Origin of the sequence: Nocardia mikamii NBRC 108933 (assembly GCF_001613505.1) — a bacterium.
Lineage (GTDB): Bacteria > Actinomycetota > Actinomycetes > Mycobacteriales > Mycobacteriaceae > Nocardia > Nocardia mikamii.
The window spans coordinates 282,469-295,411 of sequence record NZ_BDCM01000004.1; the positions used below are offsets into that span (position 1 = coordinate 282,469).

The window sequence follows — 12,943 nt, forward strand, 5'->3', positions numbered from 1 at the left end:
CCGACTCGCCGAAACGGCCTGCGGCTCAGATCATGTCGTGTTTGGTGAGCCAGTTCATCAGCGGCCAGCCGCAGAAGACCGGCAACCAGCAGGTCAGTACGCGGTACAGCAGCACCGCCGGAACGCCGATCGCGGCGGGCACACCGAAGGCGGCCAGACCACCGATCAGCGCCGCCTCCACCGCGCCCACACCGCCGGGCGTGGGGGCCGCAGATGCCAGCGTCCCGCCGATCATCGTCACGACCGTCACGGTCACGAATGTCGTTGCGCCGCCGAAGGCTTCGATGGCGGCCCACAGCGCGCCCGCCGCGCCGAGCGTGGTGGTCGCGCAGCCGCCGACGATCATCAGCAGCCGTTTCGGTTCCCGTGCCAGCGTGCGCAGTTCGGCGACCACTTCCGCCAGTTGCGGCCGCACCTCGTTGCGCAACCAGCGCCGCACCGTCGGGACGAACATGGCCGCGCCGACCGCGCCCAGCAGACCACCGGCCAGCAGGTACAGCACGGTCGCACTCGGCACGAAATGTTCCAGGTTCGCCGAGACACCGGCCGCCACACTGAAGATGATCAGCAGCACCACGTGCGTGATCACCTGCACCGCCTGATTCAGCGCCACCGCCGCGGTCGCCTTCACCGTGCCCAGGCCGCTCTTCTGCAGGAATCGCACACTCAGCGCCAGCCCGCCGACCCCGGCGGGCGTGGTGGTCGCGGCGAAGGTGTTGGCGACCTGCATGCCCAGCAGTTTGCGGAAATTCACCGACGTTCCCGCGCACCCCCACAGCGCCATCGCCGCGCCCACGTAGGTGGCGGCCGAAATCGTCAGCCCCAACAGGGCCCACCACCAGTTCGCGGTGCGCAATTCGGTGAAGAAGGTCGGCACCTGGCTGATGAACGGGTAGGCCACGTACACCAGTGCGATCAGCAGCACCAGCTGCACGATCTGGTTGCGCGAGTACCGGGTGATCCGCGCGGCCTCGATCCGATCCTTACCGGTCTGCTGAAGTACTTGAGCGCGGACGGTTTTCATCAGTTCGCCGCTGTCGGGCACCGATTTGCGGACCTGGGCGCCGATTCCGTTCTTGGTGAGCCGGCGCGACGCGTCGAGCACCGCCTGTTCCCCCAGCACGTGAATGGCGGTCGCCACCACGGTTTCCGCCCCGAACAGCGAGCTCGTGGTGAGCAGCAGCTGCGCGATATCGGCGGAGAAGCGGGAGTCGAAGGCGCCGAATTCCGCGGCCATGAAGCCGCCGAACAGCACCCGCCCCTCGGCGATGCGGATTTCCTCGACCCGCAGATCGCCATGGGTGATCTGGGCCCGATGCATGTTCTGCAGCGACCGCCACACGTTGGTCAGCACCACCTCGCTGTCGCCGGCGGCCAGCTGCCGGCCTCGGGGCGCGGTGTGCGCGTACAGGGTCCAGCCGCGGCTCAGGGCGGCCACCGTCAGCGGTTTGTTGCTGGCCAGGCCCAGGTCGCCGAGCGCGATACCCATCAGCGCGCGGTGTTCTACCGCGCGGCGCATCGAGGCGAAGGCGGGGGTGCGTTCACTGCTGCGAAAGGTCAGCCAGCGCCGTACTTGCCGCAACATTCCCCAGCTGCGCTGATTCTGGCCGTACATCTCCACGACCAGCTGGCGATGCGGTCCGGTGTCGGCGCTGAGCAGCAGTGGTCCCGGACCGGCCGGGCGCAGCACGGTGAAGCCGGTGACGGTGTATCCGCGTCCGGCCAGTACCCGCACGGCGGCCTCGAGCGGCACCTCCAACGCTGGAGTGCCGACGACCAGCACGATCACCGCACCGACGAACCAGCCCACGACCAGGCCGAACATCGCCCGCGAGGGCACCACGAGACTGACGAACAGATGCAGCGGCACGAACGCGATCAGCAACGCCCACCACCAGCGCCGCCACGAGACCGGTAGCCACGGGCTGGCCACGGTCAAACCGGCGGCCAGCATCGCGATCCAGCGCGGATCGTCGAGAAATTGCGACAGGAAGGTATCGAGCTGACGTGGCACCGCCAGATGCCACTGCGGTGCCGAGATCCCGGATTCGGTGATCGACAGCGCCAGCACCGCGATCAGACCCGCGGCGACGTAGCCGCTGAGCAGCTTCCACTGCATCCGGAAGACCAGGCGGACCAGGATCGCGAAGGGCAACGCCAGAATCGCGATGCCGTAGAGCAGATAGACCAGGTTGGACTGTTCGGGCGTGAGGAAGCCGACGATATCGGAGACCGACCGCTCCAGGGCCTCCCAGCGCGGCCGGGTGACGAGCGATCCGGCGACCACCACCGCCACCAGCAGGGCGGACAGCACCACGCGAATGATGTCGCTGGTCCGCCTGATCCGCGGCTGCAGCAGACTGCCGGAGACGGGGATCTCCCGCCCGTCTACTCGCATGTCGTATCGAAACTTTCGGATCGAGGGAGCTGCGTCGGTCCCAGGGTCGGCTCGGGTGTGAGTATGCAGCAGGCCCTCCGAGCGCCCGTCGGCAACACGCCGTTCCCCGTGTTCGCGCAGGTGGGCGCGCATGTACTCCACACGAGCCGATCGGACTCGGGCGGATGCTGTGCGTCCGGATCTCCGCTCGCTCGTGCCGAGGCCACCGCGCGAGCGCCCGGGTCTTCGCGGACCGGCAGGGCGCAGCGTCACCCGGGCGGTCCCGGACTGACCGTGACGGGCTCGGGTGCGTCGGTGTCGCCGACACTGAAGATGCCACCGGTCATGGTGCCGGTATCGAGTTCGGCGATCGCGGCCGCGACCAGCTCCGTCGGCACCAGCGCGGGAAAGGAATTGGGGGCGACGGCATTCGCGCGGACCCCGAATTCGGCGAATTCCGCGGCGATATGCCTGGTCAGATGGTCGAGCGCGGCCTTGGTCGCGGAGTACACGGCCTGTCCGCCGGAATAGACCCGGGAACCGGACAGACTCGAGACGTTGACGATATTGCGATTACGCGCCCGATTCTCGTCACCGCGATGCAACCAGCAGCGTTGCGCGAGCCGCGTCGTCAATCGCAGCGGCACCTCGACGTTCATCGCGAACTGCGGCGCGAGCGCGTCGAGGGCGGTGTCGCCGTCGACCAGCCCGTTCGGCTGCAGATCCAGTTGCGCCGCATTGTTGACCAGCAGATCGACCGCGCCGAATTTCGCCAGTGCCAGATCCACCACTCGCTCGGCCTCCCCCTCCCGGCGCAGATCGGCGCGCACGACGAAGACGCGGGAGTCGTTCTCCGGAACCGGCTGCCACGGCTCCAGCGGATCGATGAACCATTCCTCCTGCGAGGGCGCGGCCGGAACCCGATTGCGGCAGACCGCCACGATGTCGTAGTTCCGGTAATACGCGCGGCAGAACGCATCACCCAATCGCCCGCCCGCCCCGGTGAGCAGGCACACGCGACGGGCGTCACCAGTTGACAATGCGATCCCCTCCCCAGCGGCTCGCCGCCTGCTCCTTCGGCCGATGCAACCACATCACCACACTGTTGCGGGCCGCGGTGTTGGCGCCGAGGAAGGAGTGCCAGGACCGCGGCGTGCATTCGAAGACGACCATCGAATTGTCCAGCGGCGGAACGACCACCGTCGGCGTCGGGTCCGCGGTGCCGATATCGGCGAACAGTCCCGTCTCGCCGCCGTCGCCCGGCTGCCACTCGCCGTTGCCGAGATAGAACAGGACCGCGACCACGCGCACCATCTCGCGGGCCGGCACCCCGGCGGGCCGCGCGCCGGATTTCAGATCGATATCGTCCGCCGGCAGGCCGACCGCCTCCGGGCCCGGCTCCGCACCCGGGAACCAGGCCGGGGTCAGGTCGTGGTGCGGCCGGCCGCGCGGACTCCCCGCCGGATGATGATGCAGGGAGCCCTCGACATCGCCGCTGGCCGAGACGCCCGCGACCCGTTCGATCAGGTCGTGCCAGGCGCGCGACAGGAAGACCTCGAGCGGGCCGTTGCGCATCCGGGTCAGGCTCGCCCCGGAGGCGCCGTATCCCGCGGCCACCGGACCGAACAGGTCCGGGCGGTCGGTGCGCACCCGGTCGAATTCGACCGCGAGCCGCTGATAGAACTCGGGGACGAAGACGTCACGAACGTAGACGTGGGGAAAGGGGCGGGTGCGGCGAATCCATCGCCGATGGGCCAGTAGATCGACGAACCAGCGCGGCAACGGCGCCTCGGACAACATACAAGCTCCCTCCCGGACTACCCCGCCGATCTTATTGCCTTCCCGGTACCGCGCCGAGTTCGTCCCGGTTTGTGCAACCATCAGCCGGTGGTGCGCGACGTTCGGGTGTGTTTCGTGGGGGATTCTCTGGTTGCGGGACTGGGAGATCCGCACTACCTCGGCTGGGCCGGCCGCCTCGCCGGCCGTGCGACAGCGGCCGGAATACCGCTGACCTATTACAACCTCGGGGTCCGGCGCCAGACCTCCTCCGATATCGCCGCCCGCTGGGAGGCCGAATGCGGGCAGCGATTATCCGGCGAGGTCGACGCGCGGGTCGTCTTCTCTTTCGGCGTCAACGACACGCTCTGGGAGAACGAGGCGATCCGGGTGCCGGCCGAGGAATCCGCGGCCAATCTCCGCCGCATGCTGCGCCGCTGCGCCGAACTCGGCTGGACCGTCCTGGTGGTCGCGCCGCCGCCCTGTATCGACGACGAACAGAACACGCGCACGATCGAATTGGATGATCGATTCACCGACATGTGCGCCCGCGAACAGGTTCAGTACCTTCGCGTTCACCAACCGCTGCGCCACAACGACATCTGGATGCGCGAACTGCGCGACGGCGACGGCTACCATCCCGGCGCGCCGGGCTACGAGCAGCTGGCCGCGATGATCGGCCCGCACTGGTTGCAATGGCTGACCGAACCCCGCACCCGCCTCCCGACGGTGAGCTGATTCGCGGTTTTCTCCGCACCGATCAGTTAGCGTTGTTCGTCCCGTCTTCATGGTTCGAACGCATCGGCCGACCGGGCCGGTGACAGGTTGCAGAGGAGCAGGTCGAGCATGGGGAAGATCATTGTCGCCGAGTTCGTTTCGCTGGACGGATTCATCCAGGATCCGCTGTGGACCGCGCCGTTCTGGTGCGACGGCATCGCGAACTACAAATCCGGTGAGCTGGAGGCGGCCGACGCCTTGCTGCTGGGGCGCAGCACGTATCAGATGTTCGCCGCGTCCTGGCCGGACCACCCGGAGGAGGGTGCGTACAAGGACAAGATGAACAGCATGCCCAAGTATGTGGCGACCGATTCGCTGCGCGATCTGGAGTGGAACGCTCAGCGCATCGAGGGCGATCTCGCCGCCGGCATCGCGAAACTGCGGACCGAGCAGAACCTGCTCGTCTTCGGCAGCGCCTCGCTGGTGAAGTACCTGCGCGAACATGAACTGGTCGACGAGTACCGCCTGGTCGTCTACCCCGTCCTGCTGGGCAGCGGGCTGCGGCTGTTCGAGACCGTCGAGCCCGAAGCCACCCTCGCTCTCGCCGAATCCGAGGTGCTCGACAACGGCGTCCTCCTCACCACCTATCGGGTCACCGCCAATTCGGTGGTGCGACCGAGCTTCGGCTGACCGGTCCGCGGTTCATTCCCGGTGGCGGACGATATTGAGCACGTTGCCGTCCGGGGCGCGGACCAGGAACCGGCGAACTCCCCAGGGCTCGGTGGTGAGGGGATGGACGATCTCGTAGCCGAGGCGTTGCGCCTGCGCGTAGGCGGCGTCGACATCGTCCACCAGCACCGACGCGACGGAGTCCGCGGGCGCGGCCGCGTCCTGCGTGACGAGCTGGACGGCGGCGCCCGTTTCCGGGGAGGTGTAGCGGGCGACCCAGCCCAGGTCGAATTCCTCGGTGCTCAGGCCGAGGAATTCGGTGTAGAAATCGCGGGCGGCGTCGACATCGTCCACTCGAAGGTTGGCCAAGATGCGATGGGTACGCATGCGGTTCTCCTGTCCGCCGGGCATCGGTCGGTAATGCTAGTCCGCCGCGGGGCCGGTGCGGCCCATGATCTCCAGTACCGCCATGGCCGCGTTGTGACCGCCGATTCCGCTCACGCCACCGCCGCGGACCGTGCCGGCACCGCAGCGGAATATGTTGCGATGGCCCGTGCCGACTCCCCATCGAGCGGCGGGAGCGGAATCGTCGTCGGTGCGAAACGGAAAATCCAAGTCGCCGTGGAAAATATGGCCGCGTGGCAGACCGAGTTCGGCTTCCAATTCCAACGGCGTTCTGGCCTCGATACACGGTTTGCCGTTCGCGTCCGTGGCGAGACAGCCGGAAAGCGGCTCGGCCAGAACGGCATCCAGCTGTCGCAGCGTCGAAGCCAGCAACTCGTCGCGTGAGCCGTGCTCGAAAAGAGTTGCCGGAGTATGTAAACCGAACAGGGTCAGGGTATGCATGCCCTGTTCGGCGGCCTCGGAACTCAGAATCGACGGATCCGTCAGCGTATGGCAGTAGATCTCCGACGGCGGGGCGCTCGGGAATCGCCCGTCGGCCGCCTCGCGATAGGCCCGTTCGAGCTGGTCGTATCCCTCCGCGATGTGGAAGGTGCCCGAGAACGCCGTGCGCGGATCGATCTCGGTGCGCAGCCGGGGAAGCCGGCGCACAAGCATATTCACCTTGAACTGACTGCCCTCGGGCAGCACGTCGACCGGCTCGCCCAACAGCCGGGCGAGGGTCGCGGGCGCCGCGTTGACCAGGACGTGGCGGGCATCGGCCAGACCGGATCCGTCCGGCTTGCCGAACCGCACCTGCGCGGTGTCGCCGTCGGTCTCGATGCCGGTCACCGTGCAGGAGGTGCGCAGGTGCGCGCCCGCCCGCCGGGCCGCGTCGGCGAGGGCATCGGTCAGCGCGCCCATCCCGCCGACCGGGACGTTCCACTCGCCGGTCCCGTTGCCGATCACGTGGTAGAGAAAGCAGCGATTCTGCCGCAGCTCCGGATCGTGCGCGTGCGTGAACGTGCCGATCAGCGCATCGGTGAAGACCACCCCGCGCACGGTGTCGTCGCGGAATCGCGCCTCGACGGTTTCGCCGAGCGGTCGCTCGAACAGCATCTCCCAGGTATCCGGATCATCGAGCGTCCGCTGTAGTTCCGCACGGGTGGGCAGCGGCCGCAGCATCGTAGGGAAGATCCGCTGCGCGGCCCGCGTGGTCGCCGCGTAGAACTGTTGCCACGCTGCGAAATCCGCATCGGATCCGGTGACCCGGCGGAAGCTCTCGCGAGTTCGTCCGGCATCGGCGGTATCGACGAGCAGCCCGGTGTCGCCGACCGGCGTGTACGACGAGATCCGCCGCTCGCGGGTCCGGAACCGCAGATCCAGATCCCGGACGATCCGATCCGGAAGCAGACTCACCAGATACGAATACCGCGACAGGCGAGCGTCGATCCCGGCGAACACCCGTTCCGATACCGCCGCGCCACCGGTGTGGTCCTGCCGCTCGAGAACCAGCACCGACAGTCCGGCGCGCGCCAGATACGCCGCCGCCACCAGACCGTTGTGCCCGCCGCCGACGATGACGACGTCATAGGAGTCGCGCATCAGCCCTGGATATCACGAATCCGCGCGACCCGCGTCCGATCCGCCGGGTGTCGCGGACTTACGAACCAGCAGATATCCGTGCGGGCACCGCTCGTCGGGTTCCGGGGGGCGCACCATCCGGGTCACCGGGACGAACCGGTGCGGCCGCAGCATCTGCGTGAGGCGTTCGGGCGACCACCGCACCACCGGCGCCACCTTGTGGTCGTACGGTTGCCGGTCGGCGCCGTCGTCGGCCGCCTGAAACGCCAGCATCAGATAACCCCCGGCGGCCAGTGCGCGAGCGAATTCCGCGAACAGATCCGGCAATTGCTCCGGCCGCATATGAATAATGCTGTACCAGGCCACAATTGCGCCGAACCCGCCGTCGGCGACGTCCAGCTTCTCCATCGAGCCCTGTTCGAATCGCAGATGCGGATGGACTTCGCGGGCCATCCGGATCATCTCCGCCGAGGCGTCGATCCCGAAGGTGTTCAGCCCCAACCCATCCAGATATCCGGTGATCCGGCCCGGACCACATCCCAGGTCTGCCACCGGACCGCGGTCCTCGGCCTGCACCAACTCCGCGAACAGCCCCAGCATCGCCCGATCGACCGGCGCGTTCACCATCGCATCCCGGAAGAGGTTGGTATAGAGCTCCGCCACCTCGTCGTACGCGGCCGCCACCGCATCGGAATTCGCACTCACTCCGGCAGCCTACCCACGCCGAGCCCATACCCTTCCGCGTTTCGGCGCGTAGGGTCGCGGCATGGCCACCTCGACGCAGCACCGGGAGGCGGACGGATGAGGACGCTCACTTCCCGCATCGTGTATCGCAATCCCTGGATCGAGGTCCGCGAGGACAGTATTCGCCGCGCCGACGGCTCCACCGGCATCTACGGAGTGGTCCACCGGGCGGAATTCGCGGTGGTGGTGCCGATGGAGGGCGACCGCCTGCATCTGGTCGAGCAGTTCAGATACCCACTGGGACAACGGTGCTGGGAGTTCCCGGCGGGCGCGCTGCCGGGTGGCGAGGCCGGCGACCCGGTCGAGATTGCCCGCCGCGAGCTGCGCGAGGAGACCGGTCTGCGCGCCACCGACCTGACCCACCTCGGCATCCTCGACGCCGCTCCGGCCACACTGGCCCAGCGCGGCCATGCCTACCTGGCGACCGGTCTCACCGCGGGCGAACCCGAACGCGAACCCGAAGAGCAGGACATGCGGTCTCAGTGGTTCGACCGCGGCGTCGTGGAACGGATGATCCGCACCGGCGAAATCACCGACTCCCAGACCATCGCCGCCTACGGCCTGCTCCTGCTCCACGAGCGCCGCTGATCTGGCGGAGGTCAACGCTTCCGGGCGCGGAAAACGCTGTCCCGCAGTGTGTTCGACTCCCCGTTCGGACGGACGACCGATCGCGTCCGGCTCTCGACCAGCTGGATATCCCAGCGATCCGGCGCCAATCCGGCGGCGATCTGCTCGGCGGTGACGTGCACATGGGAAGCGGAGGTGTGGGCGGCCGACTCGTGATCACCGGGGGCGTGGCCGACGATGAACAGCGTTCCGCCCGGCGCCACGGCGGCGGCCAGGCGCTCGAACAGGGCGTCGTTCGAATCGACCGGGTGGACGTAACATGCGCAGACCAGGTCGAAGCGATTCTCCCCCGCGTCCCACTGCGTCATATCCGCTGCGTGCCAATCGATTCGGCCGGCGATATCGCGGCCGGCCCGATCGGCGCGCTCCCGGCCGCGCGCGACGGCCGCCGCCGCGATGTCGACGGCGGTGACCTGCCAGCCCTGCCGGGCCAGCCAGATCGCCTCCCCGCCCTCGCCGCAGCCGGCGTCCAGGGCCGTGCCGGGCGGCAGGCCGGCGAGTTCACCGGTGAGGTGAGGATTGGGTTCGCTCGCGGAGGCCGAACCGGCGCCGTGATAACGCTGTTCCCAATAGTGCCGGTCGAATTCACGCCCGCCGGAGCTGTGCCGATGCTCGTGGGGTGCGTGATCCCCGGTCGCGTCGCCGCCGGCCGGATGGCTGCCGCTCATGTCGACTCCTTCGGTGGGGTGCGAGTTCACAAGCCGTGGCGCCGATCGCCGAGCACGCGGTCGGCGAGCTCCCTCTCATCGTCGGCGGAGAATCCGCGGCGACGCCGTTCCACCGCCCGCCGCGTCTGTTCCTCCACCAGATCGGCATTGATCTGCGCGGCCGCGAACGCGCCCGCGGCGGCCGCCGCACCCACCTGTGCGCTCAGGTCGGTGACATTGCCCGCCGCCCACACGCCCGGAACGTCGGTGCGGCCCATCGCGTCCGTCGGAATGTATTCGCCTGCGCCCGAGGGATGTTCGACAGGTTCGAGGCCGAGTTTGCGAAGGATTTCGCTCCGCGCGACCATGCGCGGACCGACGGTGATCACCTCGCGCGCCACCACCGTCCCGTCGGCGAGCCGCACACCGGTGATGTGATCCCCGGCGACCTCCAGCGTCGCCACTTCCCCCGTGATCACCGGAATGCCCCGCGCGGCAAGCTTTTCCGCCTCTTCGCCGCGGGGTGCGTCCATGGTGTGGGTGAACAGGACGACATCGTCGGTCCACTGCCGGAACAGCAGCGCGCCGTGGACGGACATCGGGCCGTTGGCGATCACCCCGATCCTGCGGTCGCGGACCTCCCATCCGTGGCAGTACGGGCAGTGCACGACATCGCGGCCCCAGCGTTCCCGCAGGCCCGCGATATCCGGAATCTCGTCGACCAAGCCGGTGGTCACCAGCAGGCGGCGCGCTCGCACGGTCCGCCCGTCGGCGAGTTCGAGGAGGAATTCGCCGTCCGCGCGGATCGCGCCGGTGATCTCACCCGACACGATGTGCCCGCCGTAGCCGCGCACCTCGGTCCGGCCGCGGGCGAGCAGTTCCGCCGGCGGCATCCCCTCCCGCCCGAGCAGTCCGTGCACCCCGTCGGCCGGGGCGTTGCGGGGTGCGCCGGCGTCGACCACCGCCACCGATCGGCGGGCCCGCGCCAGCATCAACGCGCCGTTCAACCCCGCTGCTCCACCGCCGACGATCACCACGTCGTAGTTGCTGTTCAGCTCATCGGTCACCATGACCACCTCCTGGCGTCCACCGTGCCGGACGCATCGAGAACATGGCAAACATCTTTGCTGAAATGGCAAACTGGGAGCATGGACGAGAACTTGGACCGCGCGCTCGACGCCGTGGGCCCGCGGCTACGCGCACTGCGGCAACAACGCCAGACAACGCTCGCCGATCTGTCCACGACGACCGGCATCTCGGTGAGCACCCTGTCCCGGCTGGAATCGGGCGACCGCAAGCCGACCCTCGAACTGCTGTTGCCGCTGGCCCGGGCCCACGGCGTCACGCTCGACGAACTCGTCGACGCCCCGCCCACCGGCGACCCGCGCATCCATCTGCGGCCGATCACCCGGCACGGTATGACCATGCTGCCGCTGACCCGGCGCGCGGGCGGCATTCAGGCCTACAAGATGGTGATCCACCCCGAGAACCGTCGCGGTGAACCCGATCCGCAGACCCACGAGGGCTACGAGTGGCTGTACGTCCTCAACGGCCGCCTCCGCCTGATCCTCGGCGAACACGACCTCGTGCTGGCCCCCGGTGAGGCCGCCGAATTCGATACCCGCGTCCCGCACTGGTTCGGCCCGGCCGACGAACGGTCCGTCGAATTCCTGAGCCTGTTCGGCAAACAGGGCGAGCGCGCCCACGTGCGCGCCCGCCCCAAAGCCGGCGGTGACTAGCGTCCGGCCATGTTCAGCGCGGCCAGATGGCTGAACAGCACCGATGCTCCGATCGGATTGCCGCCGCCGGGATAGACGGTTCCGCTCACCGCGGCCATCGTGTTGCCCGCGGCGTACAGCCCGGGAATCGGCGTGCCGGATTCGTTCAGCACCCGCGCGGCCGTATCGGTGCGCAATCCGCCCTTGGTGCCCAGATCGGAGATGCCGAAGGCCGCGGCGTGGAAAGGGCCCTTCCGAATCGGCACCAGCGGTGACTTGCCCTCCGAGAAGGCGCGGTCGTAGGCCTCGTCACCGCGGCCGAAATCCTCGTCGACGCCGCGGTCGGCGAAGTCGTTGAACCGGTCCACGCTGGCGAGCAGCGCCTGCGCCGGAACGCCGATCTTCTCGGCGAGTTCGTCCAGGGTCGCCGCACTGTGCCGCAGCCCCGCGCGCACGTACTCCTCGTGGTCGACCATCGGCACGTTGCTGGCCTGCACCGGTGGCACCGGGCCGGCGCTGTCGTCGTAGATCATCCAGAACGGCAGCGTCATCGCGCCCTCGTCCAGGCGCGTGATGATGTCGCGGCCCAGCCGGTCGTAGGGTGCGGATTCGTTGACGAAACGCTGCCCCGCCCCGTCGACGAAGATTCCCCCGGTGAACCACAGCGCGAAGGCCGCACGGCCGTCGGGATGGATCATTCCCGGCGACCACCACGCCTGATCCATCAGATCGGTATCGGCGCCGACCGCCATCCCCGCCTCGTGCGCCTTGCCCTGATTTCCCCAGGGCCCCATGGTGTCGCGAGCCTCGCCGGGGACGCCGAAGCGCCGGCGCAGGTCGTCGTTGCCTTCGAAACCGCCGGCCGCCAGCAGAACTCCCTTGCGGGCCCGGATCGCGACCCGCGTGCCCTCGCGTTCCACGATCGCGCCGACCACCGCGCCGTCCTCGCTGACCAGTTCGACGAGCGGGGTGTTCAGCTGCAACGAGACATCGGGAAACTTCGACAGCGCGAGCAGGAACCGCCCGACCAGGGCGCGGCCGCCGATCAGATATTCCGGCTGCGGCTCGCCCAGCCGGTCGGTGCCCAGCGGGCCGCGCACGGCGGTGGCGAGGTCCCCGAGAGTCCCGGCGGGCAGCGGTGCGGGAACGATATGCCGCTTACCGTCGGTGCGAGCCTTGGGCGCCGCACCGAAATAATCCGGCCACGGGAACATCTGGAATTCGAAACTGTCGTCGCTCTCCAGGTATTCGATCACCCGGGCGCCGTTGTGGATATAGGTCTCCTGCAGGTCGGCGGGCGTCCGATCGCCCACGACCGCGCGGAAATAGGTAAGCGCATCCTCGAAGGTGTCGTCCACCCCGGCCCGTCGCAGTACCGGATTGCACGGAAACCACACTCCGCCGCCGCCCGAATACGAGGTGGTGCCGCCGAATTTCTCGGTCGCCTCCACCACGGCCACCGAAAGTCCTTCCCGCGCCGCGGTATAGGCGCCGGCCAAGCCACCACCCGAACCCGCGACCAGTACATCGACTTCTTCGTTCCAGTCCGTCACCGCACACTCCCAGCACTCGTCTGTGCTCACGGTAAGCGTTCGTCGCCCCCGCGTCACCGAAGATCCCGATGGGCAGGAACCCGGTGGCCACAACCGCCGATCCGTGCCACCGCGGTACAACCGGCGGTTGTGGCGGAGTGTGTGTCGGTT

Annotated in this window: 13 protein-coding genes; 4 read left to right on the forward strand and 9 right to left on the reverse strand. The window is 68.4% G+C overall.

Annotation, left to right across the window (positions count from 1 at the left end; genetic code table 11):
* Window positions 1-25: 25 nt before the first annotated feature.
* The 3 genes from NMI01S_RS06150 to NMI01S_RS06160 all read right to left on the reverse strand — a co-directional run bounded on the left by NMI01S_RS06150 (window position 26) and on the right by NMI01S_RS06160 (window position 4,177).
* Window positions 26-2,398, reverse strand: coding sequence for a lysylphosphatidylglycerol synthase transmembrane domain-containing protein (locus NMI01S_RS06150; protein WP_062994997.1), 2,373 nt, complete (start codon window positions 2,396-2,398; stop codon window positions 26-28).
* A gap of 248 nt (window positions 2,399-2,646) precedes the next feature.
* On the reverse strand, window positions 2,647-3,417 hold the full coding sequence (locus NMI01S_RS06155; RefSeq protein ID WP_245716727.1) for an SDR family NAD(P)-dependent oxidoreductase: 771 nt from the start codon (window positions 3,415-3,417) through the stop codon (window positions 2,647-2,649).
* Window positions 3,404-4,177, reverse strand: coding sequence for a 2OG-Fe(II) oxygenase (locus NMI01S_RS06160; RefSeq protein ID WP_062994999.1), 774 nt, complete (start codon window positions 4,175-4,177; stop codon window positions 3,404-3,406). The genes NMI01S_RS06155 and NMI01S_RS06160 overlap by 14 nt, the downstream gene beginning before the upstream one ends.
* Before the next feature lie 114 nt (window positions 4,178-4,291).
* On the opposite strand from NMI01S_RS06160, the gene NMI01S_RS06165 reads away from it, so the two are divergent.
* A complete protein-coding gene (locus NMI01S_RS06165) occupies window positions 4,292-4,891 on the forward strand; it encodes a GDSL-type esterase/lipase family protein (protein WP_245716728.1) in 600 nt (199 codons plus the stop codon).
* A gap of 108 nt (window positions 4,892-4,999) precedes the next feature.
* A complete protein-coding gene (locus NMI01S_RS06170; protein ID WP_062995001.1) occupies window positions 5,000-5,560 on the forward strand; it encodes a dihydrofolate reductase family protein in 561 nt (186 codons plus the stop codon).
* 12 nt (window positions 5,561-5,572) lie between these two features.
* On the opposite strand, the gene NMI01S_RS06175 is transcribed toward NMI01S_RS06170, so the two are convergent.
* The 3 genes from NMI01S_RS06175 to NMI01S_RS06185 are packed head-to-tail and all read right to left on the reverse strand — an operon-like array spanning window position 5,573 to window position 8,209.
* Window positions 5,573-5,926: a VOC family protein gene (locus NMI01S_RS06175; RefSeq protein ID WP_062995116.1), complete on the reverse strand. Its 354-nt coding sequence runs from the start codon at window positions 5,924-5,926 to the stop codon at window positions 5,573-5,575.
* Window positions 5,927-5,962: 36 nt separating this feature from the next.
* Window positions 5,963-7,525: a phytoene desaturase family protein gene (locus NMI01S_RS06180; protein ID WP_062995002.1), complete on the reverse strand. Its 1,563-nt coding sequence runs from the start codon at window positions 7,523-7,525 to the stop codon at window positions 5,963-5,965.
* 12 nt (window positions 7,526-7,537) lie between these two features.
* On the reverse strand, window positions 7,538-8,209 hold the full coding sequence (locus tag NMI01S_RS06185; RefSeq protein WP_062995003.1) for a class I SAM-dependent DNA methyltransferase: 672 nt from the start codon (window positions 8,207-8,209) through the stop codon (window positions 7,538-7,540).
* A gap of 96 nt (window positions 8,210-8,305) precedes the next feature.
* On the opposite strand from NMI01S_RS06185, the gene NMI01S_RS06190 reads away from it, so the two are divergent.
* Complete coding sequence (locus NMI01S_RS06190) at window positions 8,306-8,836, forward strand: NUDIX domain-containing protein (RefSeq protein WP_062995004.1); 531 nt, start codon at window positions 8,306-8,308, stop codon at window positions 8,834-8,836.
* A gap of 11 nt (window positions 8,837-8,847) precedes the next feature.
* Here the strand turns inward: NMI01S_RS06190 and NMI01S_RS06195 are convergent, their stop codons facing one another.
* Together NMI01S_RS06195 and NMI01S_RS06200 are read right to left on the reverse strand one after the other, a co-directional pair.
* Window positions 8,848-9,543, reverse strand: a complete 696-nt coding sequence (locus NMI01S_RS06195; RefSeq protein WP_084512571.1) for a class I SAM-dependent methyltransferase — start codon at window positions 9,541-9,543, stop codon at window positions 8,848-8,850.
* A gap of 26 nt (window positions 9,544-9,569) precedes the next feature.
* Window positions 9,570-10,592, reverse strand: coding sequence for an NAD(P)/FAD-dependent oxidoreductase (locus NMI01S_RS06200; RefSeq protein WP_062995117.1), 1,023 nt, complete (start codon window positions 10,590-10,592; stop codon window positions 9,570-9,572).
* A 78-nt stretch (window positions 10,593-10,670) separates the two neighbouring features.
* Between NMI01S_RS06200 and NMI01S_RS06205 the strand changes: the two genes are divergently transcribed.
* Window positions 10,671-11,261, forward strand: coding sequence for a helix-turn-helix domain-containing protein (locus NMI01S_RS06205; RefSeq protein ID WP_062995005.1), 591 nt, complete (start codon window positions 10,671-10,673; stop codon window positions 11,259-11,261).
* Here the strand turns inward: NMI01S_RS06205 and NMI01S_RS06210 are convergent.
* Window positions 11,258-12,793 (reverse strand): FAD-binding protein, encoded by a 1,536-nt coding sequence (locus NMI01S_RS06210; protein ID WP_062995118.1) that lies wholly within the window; start codon window positions 12,791-12,793, stop codon window positions 11,258-11,260. The two genes, NMI01S_RS06205 and NMI01S_RS06210, sit on opposite strands and share 4 nt — an antisense overlap.
* Between the last annotated feature and the right edge of the window lie 150 nt (window positions 12,794-12,943).